Here is an 18,659-nt window from a genome sequence, read left to right as displayed (position 1 = left end):
TTGGTTCTACTGGCCACGCGTTCCGATATTTATAGTAGAATAAGTTGAATAAGACAGGGAGAAAGGAATTGGAAATGAAATCATTATACGAAAAGCTGTTTCAGAACTACTGGAATCCCTATCTCGTCATGGCGCTGGCCGGCGTTCTCAGCGCGCTGTATTTCGGAATCACGCATACGGTGTGGGCTGTAACGGGCGAGTTCACGCGACTCGCAGGGCATGTGATGGCGCTGTTCGGGGCGGATGTTTCGAACTGGGACTACTTCAACCTGATCGGCATGAAAGGAACATCCTTTACTCGCACGGACGGCTGGATCGTATGGGGCATGTTCGCCGGCGCCCTCATTATGGTGCTTCTGAACAATAACTTCAAAATCACCGTTCCGCGGCAAAAACGCCGCTGGCTGCAAGCGTTCGCCGGCGGTATCGTCGCCGGATTCGGAGCCCGGCTGGCGCTCGGCTGCAACCTGGCCGCCTTCTTCACCGGCGTGCCCCAATTCTCGCTCCATGCCTGGATTTTCATGATCGCGACGGCAGGCGGCACCTTCCTTGGAGCCAAGCTGGCGGGCACGTCCTGGTGGAAGGGCAAGCCGGTCGTAACGAAAGGCCCGATCGCCCGGAAGGCCGCCAAGTCTTCGGCCGTTCAGCCGATTATAGGAGGCGCCACAGCGGCCGCCTATGCCGGCTTGGTCGTTTATTTTTTCGCCAGCGGACATAAGATGCTCGGCGTCGCTGCTCTGTTCGGCGCCCTGTTCGGCATCCTGATCGAACGCGCCCAGATCTGCTTCACCTCGGCGTTCCGCGACTTGTGGATCAGCGGGCGCGCTACTATGACCAAAGCCATCATCGTCGGCATGGCCGTCAGTTCCGTTGCAACGCTCGCCATCATTCTGTTGAACGGCATGGAGCCCATTACGAAGGTCGCCGGGCTGAGCACCCTTGTCGGCGGGCTGCTGTTCGGCCTCGGCATCGTCATGGCCGGCGGCTGCGAGACGGGCATGATGTATCGGCTCATGGAAGGCCAGATCGTCTTCCTGCCCGTGTTCATAGGCAACGTGATCGGCGCCGGCGCCCTGGCATACGCTTGGGACCATCTCGGCGTCTACAACACGCTCGTGAAGAGCGGCTCCAAGATCAACCTCATCGATGTCATGGGACCGGGAGCGGCGCTTGCAACTACCTTGGTCGTCCTGGCGGCCGCGTTCATCATCGCCGTGTACTGGCAGAAGCATTACCGGTTCAAAGACGGCTTCAAGAAAGGAGCGACCGCCCATGTCGCAAAAACAACCGCCAACCGTTGACTATACGCTTGATGTCCGAGGCGAATCCTGTCCTTATCCGGTCATCTATACACTGGAAACGTTGACTCAGCTGCAAAAGGGGCAGCTGCTGCAGGTCGTAGCCGATTGTCCCGCCTCGTTCAGGAACGTTCCTGAAGAAGTCGTCAAGCATGGCTACACCATGGAAATGGAGCCGGAAAAAAACGGCCGCGAGCTTGTGTTCTATATTAGAGCCTGACGCGGTGTGCGGCCTGTCGCGGTGTGCGGCCTGACGTGGTCTGCGGCGAGGCTTGTCCCGACAGCACCCTCATCGATGGCCCAGAATAGCTTGAATGGACAAAGAAACCGACTCTCTGGAATGGCAGCCTCGCGGCCATTTCATGATGAGCCGGTTTCTTTGTGTCTGCCGAAACAAAAAAAGGACTGTCCCTAGTCATGACATGACGGATGGGACAGTCTCTGTGGTCCATAGTCCAATGCTCAGCAGGACAATAGTTCCGGAGCCTGCGGGGAAACGCCGGAAGAGTTATCGCGACTGAGATCGGGCCGTTCATTTCCGGACACATCCGCCTGGTCATATGCGGATGCGCCTGGGCCGGCTTTAAGCGAATGAGCCCTGGCGGCGCTCTTCGTAAGCGGTAATTTCATCCGCATGCTTGAGGGTCAGGCCGATGTCATCCAATCCTTGCAGCAGGAACTGGCGGCGGTGCTCGTCGAGCTCGAACGGAATGCTGAGTCCTTGATTGTCCGCGATCGTCTTGCTCTCCAGATCAACAGTAAGCTCGTAGCCTTCGGTCGCAGCGGTGCGCTTGAACAACTCCTCGACCTGCTCTTCGCTCAGCTTGATCGGAAGAATGCCGTTCTTGAAGCAGTTGTTGTAGAAGATGTCCGCGTAAGAAGGCGCGATCACGACTTTGTAGCCGTAATCCTGAATCGCCCAGGGAGCATGCTCGCGGGAGGAGCCGCAACCGAAGTTGGCGCGGGAGATCAGCACGGAAGCGCCCTTGTAGCGCGGCTTGTTCGGTTCGAAGTTCGGGTTCACGTTGCCCTCTTCGTCGAATCTCCACTCATAGAACAAATATTGGCCGAAGCCGCTGCGCTCGATGCGCTTCAGGAACTGCTTAGGGATGATGGCGTCGGTATCCACGTTGACGCGGTCGACGGGGGCTACGATGCCCGTAAAGGTCTCAAATGCTTGCATGTTCGGTACTCCCCTTTTCTAGGCAGGCGCCTGTCTTCTAGTTCGCCACTTCCTGATTGATCTTCCAGTCGCGCACATCCGTGAAGCGGCCCTTGATCGCAGCCGCGGCCGCCATTGCAGGGGATACGAGATGCGTGCGTCCGCCGCGTCCTTGACGGCCTTCGAAGTTGCGGTTCGACGTCGAGGCGCAGCGCTGTCCGGGCTGCAGCACGTCGGGGTTCATCGCGAGGCACATCGAGCATCCCGCCTCGCGCCACTCGAAGCCGGCCGCGGTGAAGATGGCGTCAAGCCCTTCCTTCTCCGCCTGCATCTTGACGCGGCCGGAGCCCGGCACGACGATCGCGGTCACGCGGTCGCTGACCTTGTAGCCCTTGGCGATCTCGGCTGCGGCGCGCAGATCCTCGATGCGGCCGTTCGTGCAGGAGCCGATGAACACATAGTCGATCGGAATCTCGGCTATCGGCGTGCCTGGCTTCAGATCCATGTATTCAAGCGCCTTCTCGGCCGCCTTGCGCTCGTTCTCCGTCGGAAGCTCCGCCGGATTCGGGACGGCAGCCGTGATGTCGGTGCCCATGCCCGGGCTCGTGCCCCAGGTCACTTGCGGAATGAGGGCGTCGACGTCGAACTCGAGCACGGTGTCGTACTCGGCGCCTTCATCGGAAGCCAGGTCGCTCCATGCGATGACCGCCTTGTCGTAATCCGCTCCTTGAGGAGCGTATTCCCGGCCGCGCAGGTAGTCGAACGTCGTCTGGTCGGGAGCGATCAGGCCGGCGCGGGCGCCTGCCTCGATGCTCATGTTGCAGACCGTCATGCGCTCTTCCATGCTGAGGCTGCGGATGGATTCGCCGGTATACTCAAGCACATAACCCGTCGCGAAGTCCGTTCCGTACTTGGCTATGAGGCCGAGGATCATGTCTTTGGCGGTCACGCCGGGACGGCGGCTTCCGATGAAGCGGATTTCCATCGTTTTGGCCTTGGACTGCTGCAGGCACTGGGTCGCCAGCACATGCTCGACCTCGCTTGTGCCGATGCCGAATGCGAGAGCTCCGAACGCGCCGTGCGTCGACGTATGGCTGTCGCCGCATACGATCGTCTTGCCCGGCCAGGTCAGGCCGATCTCCGGCCCCATGACATGCACGACGCCTTGGTCGATATTGTTGAGGTCGAACAGCTTGACGCCGAAATCCTCGCAGTTTTTCGTGAGTGTGTCCACCTGCTGCTTGGAGATCGGATCCTTGATGTTGAAGCGGTCCTTCGTCGGCACGTTATGGTCCATCGTCGCGAACGTCCGGTCCGGACGGCGCACCTGGCGTCCCGAGAGACGCAGCCCCTCGAACGCTTGCGGAGAAGTAACCTCATGCACTAGATGCAGATCGATATAGATGATGCTCGGACTGCCTTCTTCCGAATGGATGACGTGATTGTCCCAGATCTTTTCAAACATTGTACGCTTCGCCATGCGAATCACCCCGTATAAGTTCAGTAGATTGCCGTTTCTTAATGATTGAATCCAGCATACCTGCTTTCCCTTGATTGTTCCAAGATATAATATCTATAATAGTTATAGGTATAGATAATAATCAAAGGGGGATGGCAGCAAATGGAGCTCCGCCAGCTGCAATACGTCATTCAAATCGCAAAAGAACTCAATTTTTCCCGCGCCGCGGAAAAGCTCCACATCGCCCAGCCATCGCTGAGCCAGCAGCTGTCCAAGCTGGAGAAGGAGATCGGCGTCCTTCTCGTCCGCCGCACGACGAACTCCGTCGAGCTTACCCATGCCGGCGAAGTGTTCGTCGACAAAGCCCAATCCATCCTCGGCAGCATCGAGCAGCTGCGGACGGAGATGGAGGATATGGCCCATATGAAACGAGGCCGGCTCGTCATCGGCAGCCTTCCGATCACCGGCTCCCATATCCTCCCCATCGTGCTGCCGGAATTCGGAGCCGCCTATCCGGAGATCGAGATCGTGCTCGTCGAGGACACGACGGTCAAGCTGGAGCAGCTGGCCGCCAGCGGACAGACGGATATCAGCCTTCTTTCGCTGCCTCTGATCGATTCCACACTCGTCTATCAGCCGCTCATCCGGGAAGAAATCTCCCTTGCCGTCCCGCCCAGCCATCGCCTTGCCGGCGAGAAGGCTCCCGTGAGCCTGGAGACGCTGTCGGAGGAGCCCTTCATCGTGCTGAAGAAAGGCCAGGGCTTCCGCCAGATCGCGCTCGATCTGTGCGCCGGCGCCGGCTTCCAGCCGCGCATCGTCTTTGAGAGCAGCAATATCGAGACCGTGCAATCCCTCGTGGCGGCCGGAATGGGGCTTGCGTTCATCCCGGACATGATCGCCCGCGGGGCGCGCAGCGAGTTCATGCCGAGCTATTGCTCCATTCAAGGAAACCCTTCGAGAACGCTCGTCATCGCCAGCCGGAAGGGACGCTACTTGTCCAAAGCGGCAGAAGCCTTCATCGAGACGATGAAGGCTGCGGTGAGCAAGCATTACAAGGAAGGGAGCCGTCAGTAGAGGGAAGGCCTGCGGTCTTTGAATACGGGAATCCGCGCGCGCACCTCGTCCACGAGGCCGAGGTCGATGTCGGCGACGAGGACGGTCTCTTCTTCCCCGCCTTCCGCAAGGATCTCTCCCCACGGATCGATGACCATCGAATGGCCGAAGAAGACGTCTTTGCCGCTCGCGCCTGTCCGGTTGCAGGCGATCACATACATCTGGTTCTCGATCGCGCGGGCCGTCAGAAGCGTTCTCCAATGATGCAGGCGCGGATGCGGCCATTCAGCCGGCACGAACAGCACTTTGGCGCCCGACAAGGCAAGCTTGCGCGCCAGCTCGGGGAAGCGGATATCGTAGCAGATCATCATGCCAGCCTGCTCATCCTGAAGAGGGAACAGTCCCGGCTCGCTTCCTGCTGACAAATGCTTTTCTTCCTCCATCAGGCGGAAAAGATGGATTTTAGAATAGGAGCCGGCCTGCCGGCCGTCCCGGTCATACGCATAGGCGGTGTTGTAGACTTCGCTGCCGCGCTTCTCGGCGATCGAGCCGGCTACGACATGGATGCCCGTGCTCCGGCTGAAATCCGAGATCAGCTTGCGGGTCCGAGCCCCGTCGGAATCGGCCAGCTGCTGGATCTGCTGCAGCGCGTAGCCCGTATTCCACATTTCCGGAAGCACGAGGACATCCGGCTTCGGATTCAGCTCCGAAGCTTCCCGCAGCCGCTGTTCCACGAGCCGGTAATTGGCTTCGGGATCACCGGCGTGTACGGGGATTTGCAAGAGGGCGATGCGAAGTTTGGCAGAAGATTTCTTCATGGGCAGGTACCTCCGGACGCGGCAGGGCCGCCTCAAATTGTCTTTTCTATGATACTTCCTCATGGAAGTCTGTCAAGTTGGACAGCTTAAAGGCATCCCCTTCAACTGGAAAAGACCAATGGAGGTATCCCATGTTCCGACCGCTAAGCCTCGCCGCAATCGTTCTGCTCGCCGTTATGACCTGTTTTAGCGGGACCGCCTTTTCGGCGGCTCCAGCATCGCCAGCTTCGTCTCCGGAAGCTTCAAAGGCGCTTCCTCCCCTATCAACGGGAGGTGAGCGGCCGGTTCAAATTTTTGACGTTGAGGCCGGCCAGGTCGTCCGAACGCTGGCTAATTCAGCCGAATTCCAGGCTGTTGCCCGGCAATGGCTGCACGACGTCCAAGGAATGTCGCCGAACTTCACGCCGGACGACCGCTGCGGGTACGTGTTCCGGATCCCGCTCAAGGAAGTGCATAAAGTGCAGCTCGAGAAGGCCGGCTTCGAGGTCCAAGAAGTGTTTCTGTTCTACTGCCGCGGCAAAGAGCCGGAGATGCTCGCCTTCGATCTGAAAAACAAGCCCTATTTGCTTCGCGTCAATACCGATTTGCGGCCTTTCCTCGCTTTGGCGCGCTTCGAGCCCAAGTCCTGATCAAGATATCCGGTTATTCCGGGAAGGATTTCTCGACATGCCGCAGCCTCTCTGATACCATGGCTTCATACAAGCGGCGGCTGCGGCTATGCCGGACCGTCCCGAAGCAAATTGAATTGGAGTGACCGTACATGACCAATCCCATCGGCAGCCGCGCGCTGATCGATATTCAGCCCGCCGAGCGGCTGCAAGGGCTGCCTGAACAATTTTTCGCCAAGCTGGTCGGCAAGGCGAACGCCCAGGCGGCCAAAGGCCGCGACGTCATCAACCTCGGCCAAGGCAATCCCGATACGCCGACCCCGACCCATATCGTGGAAGCGATGCAGAAGGCGTCCGCCGATCCCAAGTATCACAAATATCCTCCCTTCCGCGGCTTTCCTTTCCTGAAAGAAGCCGTGGCGAAGCGTTATAAGGAGGATTACGGAGTCGAGCTGGATCCCGAGACCGAGGTCGCCATCCTGTTCGGCGGCAAGACCGGGCTGATCGAGATCAGCCAGTGCCTGCTCAATCCCGGCGATCTGTGCCTCGTGCCGGATCCGGGCTACCCGGACTATTGGTCCGGCGTTTCGCTCGCGGGCGCGAGAATGTCGTTCATGCCGCTGCTCGAAGGCAATGCGTTCCTGCCGGACTACAGCCTCGTATCCGAGCAAGACCGCCGCGACGCCAAGCTCATGTTCATCAACTACCCGAACAATCCGACCGGAGCGGTGGCGACGCCGGAATTCTACCGGGAGACCGTCGAATTCGCCGCCACGAACGGCATCGTCGTCTCCAGCGATTTCGCTTACGGCGCCCTCGGCTTCGACGGCAAGCGTCCGGTCAGCTTCCTGCAGACTCCCGGCGCCAAAGAGGTCGGAGTCGAGTTCTACACCCTCTCCAAAACGTACAACATGGCCGGCTGGAGAGTCGGCTTCGCGCTTGGCAACCGCACCGTCGTCGAGCTGATCAATACGATCCAGGACCACTATTACTGCAGCCTGTTCGGAGGCATACAGGAAGCCGCTTCCGCTGCCCTGACGGGATCGCAGCAATCGGTGGCGGAGCTCAACGCCCTCTATCAGTCCCGCCGCGAGGCCGTCTTCTCGGCGCTGGACGACATCGGCTGGAAGGCTGCGCGCCCGGGCGGCTCCTTCTTCTGCTGGCTGCCCGTCCCGGACGGCCATACATCAGAGTCGTTCGCGGACTTGCTTCTGGAGCAGGCCGACGTCGTCGTCGCTCCCGGCATCGGCTTCGGCACGCATGGCGAAGGCTATGTGCGGCTCGGGCTGCTGAGCGGCGAAGAGCGGCTGCGGGAAGCGATCCTCCGGATCGGCAAGCTGGGCTTGTTCTCTTAAGGAGAATGGTCCGCCGCTTTACAGCAGCAAAGAGGCATGGTATTCTAAGTGCAACTGAAAACCGACATTCGCAATGAAGGGAACCGCCAGGCGTCACAGCGGCACGCCAGAGAGTAGCCTCCATCGGCTGGGAGAGGCTGCCGTGCCGTATCGCCTGCACCCATCCCGGAGCGGCCGGCGACGAGCCGGACAGCGCCCTCTGTTACAAGGGTCCGGAGTGGGACGGCATTCATGCCGCCCAAGCGAAGGTGGTACCGCGGAAGCATAGGCTTTCGTCCTTTTTGAGGACGGAGGCCTATTTGTTTTTCGCCTAGCATTCATGTTGATTCACAAGAACGGCACGGATAGACAGGAGGTTCGGGGGATGCCGAAGGAAAGAATCATCGTCAAGATCGGTAGCAGCTCGCTGACGAGCCCCGAGGGCGGACTCAATAAAGAAAACATGGTCTTTTACGCCGGCGAGCTTGGCAAGCTTCACGCTCAGGGCCATGAGGTGCTGCTGGTCACCTCCGGTGCGGTCGCAGCCGGCTTCAGCGTCATCGGGTACGAGTCTCGCCCCAAGCTGCTCCATGAAAAACAAGCGGCCGCGGCCGTCGGCCAGGCGCTGCTCATGCAGGCCTATCAGGAAGCCTTTGCGACCGGAGGCGTCACATGCGCGCAAGTGCTGCTTACCCGCCACGATTTCAGCAGCCGCGACCGGGGCCGGAACGCTATGATGACGATCGAGGAGCTGCTGCGCCAGCGGGTCGTTCCCGTCATCAACGAGAACGATACGGTTTCGACCGACGAGCTGAAGTTCGGGGACAACGACATGCTGTCGGCGCTCGTCGCGAATCTCGTGAAGGCTCGCAAGCTGATCATTGTCACGGACACGGACGGCCTCTATACCGCCGATCCCCGCCATAATCCGGACGCCCGCAAAATCGAGCGCGTCGAGGAAATCACCGGCGAGCTCATGAGCCTGGCCGGCGGCGCCGGCTCCGCAGTCGGCACGGGAGGCATGCGCTCCAAGATCGAGGCGGCACGCATCGCGATGCGCGGCGGCGTGCCGGCATTCATCGGACGGGTGTCCGAGCCGGGAGATCTGGTCCTCGCGGCCGAGGGACGCGGCAAAGGCACCTATTTCACCTCTCACGAGCATAGTCTTCCCGTAAAGAAGCAATGGCTAGGCTTCCACTCCATGCCGTCCGGCAGCATCAAGGTCGACGAGGGCGCTTGCAACGCTCTGGTAGCGGGCGGCAAAAGCCTTCTTCCCGCCGGCGTGACGAACGTCACCGGCGACTTCCATCCTGGCGATGTCATCGAGGTGCAGGACCGGGACGGCTCGCTGGTCGGCCGCGGCATCGTCAATTATGCCGCCTGGCAGCTTCGCGCCGTTGCCGGCCTCGGCTCGGAGGAAGCGAAGCGGCGCATCGACGTGCAGCGGATCGAGGTTATTCATCGGGATGAGTGGATTACGCTGAAATGAACGATACCTGAGTTCTGCGCTGCGCGCGTCGGCCATCCAGGGAACATTACGGGCGCTGCGCGGGCCATCCTCCGGGAATAATTCTGAACGCTGCGCGGGCCGGCAATCCTCCGGGAATAATTCTGAACGCTGCGCGGGCCGCCCATCCTCCGATCGCTGTTGCTGATGTATTCTCTGAATTTTTGGTTCAGTGGTCAGAATACATCAGCAAAGGCGAACGCTGGCGCTTCTATGGATTGGCCGGCTCGCTACGCTGGGATTATTCGATTGGAGGAGCCGCTTCGCGGCGACTCTGCCGGCCTCTGGCGGCTAGGCTGTCGTGAACTTGACGCCGCTTGACGCGCAATTAACGCTGCTTCACGAAATACGCAGCGTAACAAAAATGACGAAGCTTAACGTGAGTCGGCGCAGCTTGACCCATTAGTTAACGCCGTTACACCCGCCGCATACGCAGCGGCAAGCCATTTGATCCCGGCAGCGAGCATAGCGCCATGGCCCGCGAAGCGTGCCAGCCGGGTCTGGAGAAGCGTCAGCGGTCGCCTTTTCCGGAGGATTCCTTCCCTTGTCCATGAGAATCAGGGAATCCGACGGGAACAGCGATCGGAAGATCGGCTGCACGCGCAGCGGCGCACTTAAAGCAAACTGCACGTGAAGCGGCGCACTTCAAGCGGACTGCATGCGCAGCGGCACGCAAATTGAGTCCCGCGCAGCGAGTATAAGCGCCATGGCCCGCGAAGCGTGCCAGCCGGTTCTGGAGAAGCGTCAGCGGTCGCCTTTTCCGGAGGATTCCTTCCCTTGTCCATGAGAATCAGGGAATCCGACGGGAACAGCGATCGGAAGATCGGCTGCACGCGCAGCGGCGCACTTCAAGCGGACTGCATGCGCAGCGGCACGCACTTCTGCCCCACGCAGCGAGCATAGCGCGCTTGCCCGCGAAGCGTGCCAGCCGAATCTGGAGAAGCGTCAGCGGTCGCCTTTTCCGGAGGATTCCTTCCCTTGTCCATGAGAATCAGGGAATCCGACGGGAACAGCGATCGGAAGATCGGCTGCACGCGCAGCGGCGCACTTTAAGCAGGCTGCACGCGAAGCGGCGCACTTAAAGCAAACTGTACGTGAAGCGGCGCACTTCAAGCGGACTGCATGCGAAGCCGCAAGCAACTTGAGTCCCGAGCAGCAGCCCCAAACCCGAAAGGAGAATGAAACATGACGATAGAGCAAAAAACCGCCGCATCCGAAGCGGCCGTCAAAGCCGCGCTCGCGAAGCAAGCCGCCCGCAAGCTTGGCAGCCTGGACACGGCCGAGAAAAACCGGGCGCTGGAGGCGATGGCCGCCGCGCTGATCGTGGAGACGGACAGCATCCTGGAGGCCAATGCCTTGGATCTGGATCGCGGACGCGAAGCCGGAACCGCCCCTTCCCTGCTCGACCGGCTCGCTCTGAATGCCGAGCGGATTGCCTCGATCGCCCAAGGAGTCCGGGAGGTCATCGCCCTTGAAGACCCGGTCGGACGGACCGTGCAGACGATCGAGCGCCCGAACGGGCTCCATATCGAGCAGGTATCCGTGCCGCTCGGCGTCATCGGCATGATTTATGAAGCCCGTCCCAACGTAACGGTAGATGCCGCGGCCCTATGCCTGAAAACAGGCAACAGCGTCGTTCTTCGCGGTGGAAGCGCCGCCCTCCATACGAACCGGCGCGTCGTGGAAGTGCTTCGCGGAGCGCTGCAAGCTACAGCCGTGCCGCCGGAAGCGCTCCAGCTGATCGAGGATCCTAGCCGCGCATCCGCAGACGCCATGCTCAAGCTGAACGGCCTGCTCGACGTCATCATTCCTCGCGGCGGCGCGGCTCTGATCCGCAATGTCATCGAGAACGCCACCGTGCCCGTCATTGAGACGGGGGCAGGAATCTGCCATACTTATGTGGATGCGGAAGCCGATCCGGCCATGGCGGCCTCCATTGCCGTCAACGCCAAAGCCCAGCGTCCATCCGTCTGCAATTCCATGGAGACGCTGCTCGTCAACGCCCGCTATGCGGAGCATGGCCTGGTTCCTCTGGCAGCTGCGCTTGCCGGGGCCGGAGTCGAGCTTAGAGGCTGCAGCGAAGCGCGCCGCATAGCGGGAAGCGCGGTCGAAATGGCCTCGGCCGGCGAAGCCGACTATGCGACGGAGTATAACGACTATATTCTCAACATTCGCGTCGTGGACAGCTTGGACGAGGCGCTGGACCATATCTCGCGATACGGCACCCGCCATTCCGAGTGCATCGTGACGCCAGATGCCGATGCCGCAGGACGATTCCTGAATGAAGTGGACGCCGCGGCCGTCTATCATAACGCCTCCACCCGTTTCACGGACGGCTTCGAATTCGGCTATGGAGCCGAGATCGGGATCAGTACGCAAAAGCTTCATGTACGGGGACCGATGGGTCTGCCGGCGCTTACATCTACGAAATACCGCATCCGGGGCACCGGCCAGATCAGAGGCTGACAGCCGTCAAGGAACGTTAAGGAGGACTACTATTGACTACGCCATTCCCATCGTCGGCGGGAACTCCCGCCTTGTTCGCCCAGCCGGAAACGCTGAGCTACTGCTTCTTCGGAGCCGGCTCCATGGCCGAAGCCGTCGCCCGCGGCATGATATCGCGCGGACTGTGCGGAGCCTCGCGCATCGGCATGTTCAACCGCAGCGGCGGCTCCAGGCTGGCCGAGCTCCGCTCGGCATACGGCGTCCTGACCGCAGAGACTCCGGAGGAAAAAGAGGCGATGCTGGCCGGCGCGGACGTCATCGTGCTCAGCATGAAGCCCAAGGACGCCGAGGAAGCGCTGCGCTCCATCTCCCATCTCATCGACGGCAGCAAGCTGATCGTCTCCCTCATCGCAGGCTTGTCGATCCGCACGATCCAAGCTCTGGTCGGGACGGAAGCGGCCGTCGCCCGGACGATGCCCAACACGTCCAGCACGATCGGCCTCGGCGCGACGGCGCTGAGCTATTCCCCGGAGACGGATCCGGAGCAGCGGGCAGCCGTGGAGCAGCTGTTCCGCTCGATCGGCCTCATAACGGTCGTGGAGGAGCGGCTGCTGGAAGCCGTCACCGGATTGTCGGGTAGCGGACCGGCCTACTTGTATTATATTATGGAAGCCATGATCGAAGCCGGGATGGAAATGGGGCTCGACAGCGATTCCTCGCGCGAGCTCACCGTGCAGACCGTGCTCGGCGCCGCCGAAATGATGCGGGTGACCGGCGAGCAGCCGGCCGAGCTGAGGCGCAAGGTGACCAGCCCGAACGGCACGACTCAAGCGGCGATCCAGCTGATGCAGGAGCATCATGTCGCCGAATTTTTCAAGGCCGGAATGAAAAAGTCCGCGCAACGTGCGGACGAGATCGGCCGCGAGATCGAAAGGAGCGTTCTTGGTGAACGAGAGCAGAAGTAACATCGCCATTCCAGGCATGTGCACCGCCCTTTACCGTGTCCATGACGACAAGGCGGATTTCAGCAAAAAAGCGGACTCCATCGCCGTAGGCTTGACGGTCGGCAGCTGGACCGAGCTTCCGGACGCACGGAAGGCCGAAATGGAAAAGCATCTGGGACGCACGGTCTCCATCGACGTCCATGAAGGCGACGGCACGCCGGGATCGCGCTATGCCGATATTCGGATCGCCTATCCCGACATCAATTTCAGCCGGGACATTCCAGCCCTGCTCGTCACCGTGTTCGGCAAGCTGTCGATGGACGGCCGCGTGCGGCTGCTTGATCTCGATGTGTCCGAGAGCTTCAGGAGCGCCTTCCCCGGACCGAAGTTCGGCATCGAAGGCGTGCGGGATCTGCTGGGCGTCCATGACCGGCCGCTGCTGATGAGCATTTTCAAGTCGGTCATCGGCCATGACCTGAAAGGATTGGAGGAGCAGTTCTACCAGCAGGCGCTCGGCGGAGTGGATCTCATCAAGGATGATGAGATTCTGTTCGAGAACGAGGAGATCGGCATCCGCCGCCGTGTCGCCGTCTGCATGGAAGCCGCTCGCAGAGCGTCGGAGCATACCGGACAGAAGCTGCTGTACGCCGTCAATCTGACCGGACCGACTTCCAAGCTCGCCGAACAGGCCCGCACCGCAATATCGGAAGGCGCCAACGCCCTGCTGTTCAACGTCCTTTCCTACGGCTACGACGTTCTTCACGAGCTGAGCAGCGATCCGGACATCAACGTCCCGATCGCGGCGCATCCCGCGCTGGCGGGCGCTTTCTATCCGTCCCCGCACTACGGAATCACCGCTTCGCTGCTGCTGGGCAAGCTTATGCGGCTGGCTGGCGCGGACCTGGTCCTCTTCCCTTCGCCCTACGGCTCCGTCGTCATGCCGAAGCAGGAGAACATGGCGATCAAGGAAGCGCTGCTGGACCCTTCTGTCCCTGCAAGGACAAGCTTCCCCGTGCCGTCTGCGGGCATTCATCCCGGACTTGTGCCGCTGATCCTGAGAGACTTCGGAGGCGAAGTCGTCGTGAACGCCGGCGGCGGCGTCCATGGCCATCCGATGGGAGCGGCGGCCGGCGGCCGCGCATTCCGGCAGGCGATCGACGCGGCGCTGGAGGGAGTGTCTCTCCAGGAAGCGGCTGCAGCTTCCGGACGAGAAGAACTTGCCGCAGCCATCAAAGCCTGGGGCGTTCGCGAAGGCTGACTTTCCTTTCCGCCGAAATGGCCGCCGTCTTCAGAGGCGGCCATTTCGGCGTAGAGAAGAAGACAAGCTTGTGGTATGCTTTCTTCTTGTACAGGCTTTGAAAGGCTTTGACGTATTTGCCATGCGAAGCCCTTCCCTGGAGTCGAATGCAGAGGCTGCCCGAGGCATCCTTCTCTTCGAGAACAATCCCGCATGAAAGAAGGCTTGTCTTCATGACCTCATCCCTGACCGAATCCGGCTTTTCTGCCTCCTATAACGCCGGGGCAGCCCGCAGGCCGGTTATTTTCTGCGACTTCGACGGCACGATAACCGAGAACGACAACATCATCGCTATCATCCGCCATTTCAATCCTGAGGGCTGGGAACAGATCGCCCAGGATACCATCGACCAGCGCAAGTCGATCAAGCAGGGAGTCGGCGAAATGTTCCGTCTCCTGCCATCCTCGCTCAAGGAAGAAGTGATCGCCTACTCGATCTCCAACGCCGTCATTCGGGCCGGCTTCCAGGAGCTGCTCGATTACTGCAAGGCGGAGAACATCGAATTTTTCGTCACCAGCGGCGGCATCGACTTTTTCGTCTATCCGCTGCTGTCCCGCTTCGGCATTCCGGAAGACCATATCTATTGCAACAGCAGCGATTTCAGCGGAGAGAACATCGAGATTGTCTGGCCGCATAGCTGCGACGAGGAATGTCCGAACGGACAATGCGGCATGTGCAAAACAGCCGTCATCCGCCTCTTCGCGGGCGACAAGCACGACCGGATTCTGATCGGGGACAGCGTGACCGACTTTGAAGGCGCCAAGCTTGCCGATCTCGTCTTCTCCCGCTCCCATCTCACGACCAAATGCCGCGAGCTTGGCCTTCCGCATGTGGAATTCACTACTTTTCACGACGTGGTCGCCAGTCTCAAAGAGCGGCAGCAACTTCAGAAAGCAGGTGAACGGCCATGACCGATTACATGGATTCCCCGATTACACTCGAAGAGAAGCAGAGAGCTTTCGCCGAGCTCTCCGAAGTGAAGGAGCTGTTCGCCGGACGGGGCTGGTTCCCCGGCACGAGCGGCAATCTGTCCGTTCGCGTTGGCGACTTCAATCCGGGGCGCTTCCAATTCGCCGTCACGGCGAGCGGCAAGGACAAGTCCAAGTCCACGCCGGAGGACTTCCTGCTCGTGGATCAAAACGGGAAGTCCAGCGAAGCGACCTCGCTCAAGCCTTCTGCCGAGACGCTGATCCACTGCGAGATTTACCGTCTCACCGGCTGCGGCGCGATCTTCCATATCCATTCCGTCTACAGCAATCTCGTCTCGGAATATTTCTGGGAGCGCCGGAGCGTTCCGGTGACCGGAGTCGAGCTGATCAAAGGGCTGGGCATTTGGGAGGAAGAGGCGCATATCGACATTCCCATCGTGCCTAACTTCGCCGATATTCCCCGCATCGTGCCCGAAGTGACGGATCACTTGAATCCGCGCCTGCCGGGCATCCTGCTGCGCAAGCACGGCATCTACGCCTGGGGAGCGAATGCCTTCGAAGCCAAGCGCCATCTGGAATCGTTCGAGTTTCTGTTCGAATACGTCTACCGCTGGGAACTGCTGAACAAAGGGCGGTCCTAACCCCCCAGCCCGTCCGATGAAAGTGAAAAACGGCCGTCCTGCGAGCGAAGCTCGGTTGGACGGCCGTTTTTCACTTGATGGCGCTGGTCATAAAGGCCGGGTAAACAGCAACGAAATCTTGCGCTTGTGCCGCCTCGAGCCAGCGTTTTTCATGCTGCTTCCCGCCTGCTTGCTTTTGCCCTTCCACGTCGTCTCAGGCAAACCGGGTCCATGAACGCAGCGTCTTCGCTACATCCGCTCCGTCTACAATCATTCGTTCGATGTCCTCGTTGATCAGCTGACGGGAAGAGTTCCATTTCTCATTCAAATAAAAGCCGCTCGGCTGCGCATGCTGAAGCTCCTCCAGATAGCGGGACCAGATCCTGTGCTCATGCAAGCCTCTCTCCTCCGCCTGGCTTCGGGATATCGGCAGCGGCCACGAAGGGCTGTCGACGAGATAATGCCGCAGGAAATCCCAGGCCAGGCCAGGTTGCAGGGAATTGCCCGTTATGCCCGCTCCGCCCATATAGATCATATTGCCGTCTCTTCCTTCCGCCAACCGCGGCAGCCTTGCCACCCCGAATCGATGATCGATGCCGTGGTGAATCAAACCCCCGGCAAACCACATGAAGCCGAAAATCATGGCAAAGCCTTCATGAAGCTGCCCGGCAGATGATGGCTCCTTCGGTTTGCGGATAATGCCATGCACCCGGTAAGCGTCGATCAATTTCTGCATCGCATCGATGGTTGCCGGACTGTCGGCATACCCTCTCGCTGTCCGGCCGTCGGGAGATAAATACGATCCGCCATTCCGGAATACGAACGGCTCGTACCATTCGATGTCCACGCCGATGCCGAAGCCGAACTGGAGCGCCACCCCGTCTTCGCCGCGGATCGTCAGTTTTTTGGCCGCTTCAACGAATTGTTCCCATGTCCAGTCGTCCTCCGGGTAAGGCTGGCCCGCCTTGTCGAACATCTCCTTGTTGAACACGAGCAGCGGAACGCTCATGTCGACGGGAAGTCCCGGCAGCGTGCCGTTATGGCGGGCAATCGCCAGCGGCCCCGAATAAAGATCCGCTTCAATCCCCGACTGCTCGACAAATGGGTTCAAGTCGACGAACATCCCCTCGCGGTTGAACAGCGCCCAGCCTCCCGATTCGATGATGTCGGGCGCTTCATCCGTTCGGCAAGCGCTGAGCGACTCGAAATGATCCGCCGACTGCTCGATGACGACCTCAACCTCTGGATGGAGCCGCTCGAACGATTCCTTGGCCTCCATAATCCGCTTCAAATTCGTGAACTCGGTCATGAATCTAAGCTTGCTCATCTTCTTCAACCCTCTCCTCGATATGCAGCTTCAATGCTTGTTCCATATAGCCCACGGCGGCGCTTTCGAACCGCTTGGCTTTCCTCAACAGGGACATGCAGTCTTCCCGCAGGCTCGGAGGCATCACTTCCGCCGTTTTGACGAAAGGAACCAGGAGGCTGAGCTCCTCCAGCGCAAGCGCCGCCTGCTCATAAGCTTCCGATGCCAGCAGAGCCATCCTCATCGCCTCCCCGCGCAAAGGTGCCGCCCGCAAGTACGCACCCGCGTACCGCTTCGCCTCGGCATAGGCAGCGGCAAGCTGGCCCATGCCGTATCGGTTCGGCGCCGTGTCCGGATCGGCCAGATGGCGGATCCAAGCCTCGTAAGCCGCAAGCCCCGCCGCATAGCTCAAGTACGAGGTTCGAGGACGATATTGCGATCCTTCATTGGCGAAATGAATTCCCTTGCAGGCAGCTTGGACGAACCGGACCACCGCATCGCTGTCCGCCGCCTGCCTGCTCACCGTCCTGCTGCTCCCTTTCCGCGAAAAAGCGGCCAGAAACCGGACGGGATTGCCGGCCACATCCTCGTAGGGCAAGGTTTTCCCTTCGGGAAGCACAGGATCGGTCACATTCACGATGCGCCGGTCGTCGTCATAACCGTGGATGACGGACCATTCATGGACGAACGGCCGAGAAGCCTGCGTATCGAAATAAAGCACAGGCATTCCGGCGTCGATCCGGCTGCGGATGAACGGCAGGACAGCTTCCTCGATCGGCAGGACGACCGGGAAGCTCTCCAAGGCCCCGAGCAGCGGAACCGGAGAGCCGGCCAGCTGCCCGCAGCAAAACGCCGTCTCGTACCCGTATCCTGCCATCAGCTCTTGTATTGACGACCTCCAATCGAAGATGTAAAGCCCGTCCGAGAACGTCGTCTTCTCCGAAATGCTCATGCGGAAAGCCATCCCCGAGTCTCCCATCAGTTCCGCGCCGCTCCTCGGCTCTCCATTTGCCGCAAGTATCCGCCCCAGACTGCTTGCGAGCGTGAACAGCCTGGGCTGGTCTTCTTTCCCTGACGCAAGCTCAAGCAGCTTGCCGTTTTCCATTCCCGCACCTCTCTTCGCATCCGGCATCAGGCCGAGAGAAGCCCGGATATGCTCCTGGCGCAGCTTTTGCCTGGAACGGTGAATGTACGTGTAGATGGATCCGGTCGTCATCCCGTACATCCCGGCGATTTCTTCCGGACGGAGCTGCCGGAAAAAATAAGCCTTGAAGATCCCTTTTTCCTTGGCGCTCAGGCAATGGAGCAGCGCATGAATCGTTTCATACGTTTCCTTGCGAAGCAGCACCTCTGCCGGATCCTGGCTGAGAGCCGCCTCCTGGCTCGCCCGACCGGCCAAGTGGGACAAAATGCTGTCGAGATCCTCCCAGTCGGCAGCGGCGGCCTCTCGCCCGACAGGAGCTGCAAGCGAGTTGAACGGCCTTTCCTTGCGGTACGGTCCGCCCCGGCGCAGCTTCATGTTGGCCTGGTTGCGGACGATCCGGTAAAACCACGGCAGCAGCCGGCTCGTATCGGCAAGCGTCCCCAGATGGAGGAATGCGCGGATGAGCGCTTCCTGCACGACGTCATCGGCCATATGCGCGTCACCTGTCAGCCGCTGCGCCAAGCCCTTCGCCTTTTGGCGATGACGTTCGAACAGCTCCCCGAAAGCTTCGGCATCTCCCGCTCTGGCCCGGTCCGCGAGCTTGCGTTCGTCATCCGCATCATGGCTTGGCTCTGCAGGCGGCAATGCCATTGACGTGCCGATGTGTTCTTCTTCGGCAATCGATTCCATGCTGATCTCCTCGCTTCTCTTCGGCCTATTCAGAGAGATGCCGCT

16 protein-coding genes are annotated in these 18,659 nt (G+C 60.2%); 11 read left to right on the top strand and 5 right to left on the bottom strand.

The window, feature by feature from the left end; genetic code table 11:
• Nucleotides 1-74: 74 nt before the first annotated feature.
• Together yedE and yedF are read left to right on the top strand one after the other, a co-directional pair.
• Nucleotides 75-1,301: a selenium metabolism membrane protein YedE/FdhT gene (yedE, locus tag AC06G8_RS10185; RefSeq protein ID WP_480285200.1), complete on the top strand. Its 1,227-nt coding sequence runs from the start codon at nucleotides 75-77 to the stop codon at nucleotides 1,299-1,301.
• Complete coding sequence (gene yedF, locus AC06G8_RS10180) at nucleotides 1,273-1,518, top strand: sulfurtransferase-like selenium metabolism protein YedF (protein ID WP_447661699.1); 246 nt, start codon at nucleotides 1,273-1,275, stop codon at nucleotides 1,516-1,518. The genes yedE and yedF overlap by 29 nt, the downstream gene beginning before the upstream one ends.
• Before the next feature lie 363 nt (nucleotides 1,519-1,881).
• Here the strand turns inward: yedF and leuD are convergent, their stop codons facing one another.
• Nucleotides 1,882-2,481, bottom strand: a complete 600-nt coding sequence (gene leuD, locus AC06G8_RS10175) for a 3-isopropylmalate dehydratase small subunit (protein ID WP_447661700.1) — start codon at nucleotides 2,479-2,481, stop codon at nucleotides 1,882-1,884.
• A gap of 37 nt (nucleotides 2,482-2,518) precedes the next feature.
• Nucleotides 2,519-3,940, bottom strand: coding sequence for a 3-isopropylmalate dehydratase large subunit (gene leuC, locus AC06G8_RS10170; protein WP_480285199.1), 1,422 nt, complete (start codon nucleotides 3,938-3,940; stop codon nucleotides 2,519-2,521).
• Between the two features lie 141 nt (nucleotides 3,941-4,081).
• On the opposite strand from leuC, the gene AC06G8_RS10165 reads away from it, so the two are divergent.
• Nucleotides 4,082-4,993: a LysR family transcriptional regulator gene (locus AC06G8_RS10165; RefSeq protein ID WP_480285198.1), complete on the top strand. Its 912-nt coding sequence runs from the start codon at nucleotides 4,082-4,084 to the stop codon at nucleotides 4,991-4,993.
• Here AC06G8_RS10165 and AC06G8_RS10160 read toward each other — a convergent pair.
• Nucleotides 4,987-5,790, bottom strand: coding sequence for a carbon-nitrogen family hydrolase (locus tag AC06G8_RS10160; protein WP_480285197.1), 804 nt, complete (start codon nucleotides 5,788-5,790; stop codon nucleotides 4,987-4,989). The genes AC06G8_RS10165 and AC06G8_RS10160 overlap by 7 nt on opposite strands.
• 386 nt (nucleotides 5,791-6,176) lie before the next feature.
• Here AC06G8_RS10160 and AC06G8_RS10155 point away from each other — a divergent pair, with 386 nt between their 5' ends.
• From AC06G8_RS10155 to mtnB, 8 genes are all read left to right on the top strand, one after another.
• Nucleotides 6,177-6,419 (top strand): hypothetical protein, encoded by a 243-nt coding sequence (locus AC06G8_RS10155; RefSeq protein WP_480285196.1) that lies wholly within the window; start codon nucleotides 6,177-6,179, stop codon nucleotides 6,417-6,419.
• 131 nt (nucleotides 6,420-6,550) lie between these two features.
• A complete protein-coding gene (locus tag AC06G8_RS10150) occupies nucleotides 6,551-7,753 on the top strand; it encodes an aminotransferase class I/II-fold pyridoxal phosphate-dependent enzyme (protein ID WP_480285195.1) in 1,203 nt (400 codons plus the stop codon).
• A 364-nt stretch (nucleotides 7,754-8,117) separates the two neighbouring features.
• On the top strand, nucleotides 8,118-9,221 hold the full coding sequence (gene proB / locus AC06G8_RS10145) for a glutamate 5-kinase (RefSeq protein ID WP_480285194.1): 1,104 nt from the start codon (nucleotides 8,118-8,120) through the stop codon (nucleotides 9,219-9,221).
• 1,203 nt (nucleotides 9,222-10,424) lie between these two features.
• Complete coding sequence (locus tag AC06G8_RS10140) at nucleotides 10,425-11,705, top strand: glutamate-5-semialdehyde dehydrogenase (RefSeq protein ID WP_480285193.1); 1,281 nt, start codon at nucleotides 10,425-10,427, stop codon at nucleotides 11,703-11,705.
• A 32-nt stretch (nucleotides 11,706-11,737) separates the two neighbouring features.
• Nucleotides 11,738-12,649 (top strand): pyrroline-5-carboxylate reductase, encoded by a 912-nt coding sequence (proC, locus tag AC06G8_RS10135; RefSeq protein ID WP_480285192.1) that lies wholly within the window; start codon nucleotides 11,738-11,740, stop codon nucleotides 12,647-12,649.
• A 16-nt stretch (nucleotides 12,650-12,665) separates the two neighbouring features.
• Complete coding sequence (locus tag AC06G8_RS10130; protein WP_480285414.1) at nucleotides 12,666-13,886, top strand: 2,3-diketo-5-methylthiopentyl-1-phosphate enolase; 1,221 nt, start codon at nucleotides 12,666-12,668, stop codon at nucleotides 13,884-13,886.
• 212 nt (nucleotides 13,887-14,098) lie between these two features.
• Nucleotides 14,099-14,836, top strand: coding sequence for a 2-hydroxy-3-keto-5-methylthiopentenyl-1-phosphate phosphatase (locus tag AC06G8_RS10125; RefSeq protein WP_480285191.1), 738 nt, complete (start codon nucleotides 14,099-14,101; stop codon nucleotides 14,834-14,836).
• On the top strand, nucleotides 14,833-15,495 hold the full coding sequence (mtnB, locus tag AC06G8_RS10120; protein ID WP_480285190.1) for a methylthioribulose 1-phosphate dehydratase: 663 nt from the start codon (nucleotides 14,833-14,835) through the stop codon (nucleotides 15,493-15,495). The genes AC06G8_RS10125 and mtnB overlap by 4 nt, the downstream gene beginning before the upstream one ends.
• A 193-nt stretch (nucleotides 15,496-15,688) precedes the next feature.
• Here the strand turns inward: mtnB and AC06G8_RS10115 are convergent, their stop codons facing one another.
• Together AC06G8_RS10115 and AC06G8_RS10110 are read right to left on the bottom strand one after the other, a co-directional pair.
• Nucleotides 15,689-16,801 (bottom strand): extracellular solute-binding protein, encoded by a 1,113-nt coding sequence (locus AC06G8_RS10115; protein ID WP_480285189.1) that lies wholly within the window; start codon nucleotides 16,799-16,801, stop codon nucleotides 15,689-15,691.
• Entirely contained in the window at nucleotides 16,788-18,614 is a 1,827-nt protein-coding gene (locus AC06G8_RS10110) for an RNA polymerase sigma factor (protein ID WP_480285188.1), read from the bottom strand. The genes AC06G8_RS10115 and AC06G8_RS10110 overlap by 14 nt, the downstream gene beginning before the upstream one ends.
• Nucleotides 18,615-18,659: the final 45 nt, after the last annotated feature.

This window comes from Paenibacillus sp. SJS-P3 (assembly GCF_056711585.1).
This window is presented reverse-complemented; position numbering and strand designations above follow the sequence as displayed.

What these genes read in the sequence shown, in the direction of transcription:
- AC06G8_RS10140 (WP_480285193.1), top strand. Translation starts at nt 10,425, where the DNA reads ATGACGATAGAGCAAAAAACCGCCGCATCCGAAGCGGCCGTCAAAGCC.
- AC06G8_RS10155 (WP_480285196.1), top strand. Translation starts at nt 6,177, where the DNA reads ATGTCGCCGAACTTCACGCCGGACGACCGCTGCGGGTACGTGTTCCGG.
- AC06G8_RS10125 (WP_480285191.1), top strand. Translation starts at nt 14,099, where the DNA reads ATGACCTCATCCCTGACCGAATCCGGCTTTTCTGCCTCCTATAACGCC.
- proB (WP_480285194.1), top strand. Translation starts at nt 8,118, where the DNA reads ATGCCGAAGGAAAGAATCATCGTCAAGATCGGTAGCAGCTCGCTGACG.
- AC06G8_RS10160 (WP_480285197.1), bottom strand. Translation starts at nt 5,790, where the DNA reads ATGAAGAAATCTTCTGCCAAACTTCGCATCGCCCTCTTGCAAATCCCC.
- yedF (WP_447661699.1), top strand. Translation starts at nt 1,273, where the DNA reads ATGTCGCAAAAACAACCGCCAACCGTTGACTATACGCTTGATGTCCGA.
- mtnB (WP_480285190.1), top strand. Translation starts at nt 14,833, where the DNA reads ATGACCGATTACATGGATTCCCCGATTACACTCGAAGAGAAGCAGAGA.
- AC06G8_RS10115 (WP_480285189.1), bottom strand. Translation starts at nt 16,801, where the DNA reads ATGAGCAAGCTTAGATTCATGACCGAGTTCACGAATTTGAAGCGGATT.
- AC06G8_RS10165 (WP_480285198.1), top strand. Translation starts at nt 4,082, where the DNA reads ATGGAGCTCCGCCAGCTGCAATACGTCATTCAAATCGCAAAAGAACTC.
- leuD (WP_447661700.1), bottom strand. Translation starts at nt 2,481, where the DNA reads ATGCAAGCATTTGAGACCTTTACGGGCATCGTAGCCCCCGTCGACCGC.
- yedE (WP_480285200.1), top strand. Translation starts at nt 75, where the DNA reads ATGAAATCATTATACGAAAAGCTGTTTCAGAACTACTGGAATCCCTAT.
- leuC (WP_480285199.1), bottom strand. Translation starts at nt 3,940, where the DNA reads ATGGCGAAGCGTACAATGTTTGAAAAGATCTGGGACAATCACGTCATC.
- AC06G8_RS10130 (WP_480285414.1), top strand. Translation starts at nt 12,666, where the DNA reads ATGTGCACCGCCCTTTACCGTGTCCATGACGACAAGGCGGATTTCAGC.
- AC06G8_RS10110 (WP_480285188.1), bottom strand. Translation starts at nt 18,614, where the DNA reads ATGGAATCGATTGCCGAAGAAGAACACATCGGCACGTCAATGGCATTG.
- AC06G8_RS10150 (WP_480285195.1), top strand. Translation starts at nt 6,551, where the DNA reads ATGACCAATCCCATCGGCAGCCGCGCGCTGATCGATATTCAGCCCGCC.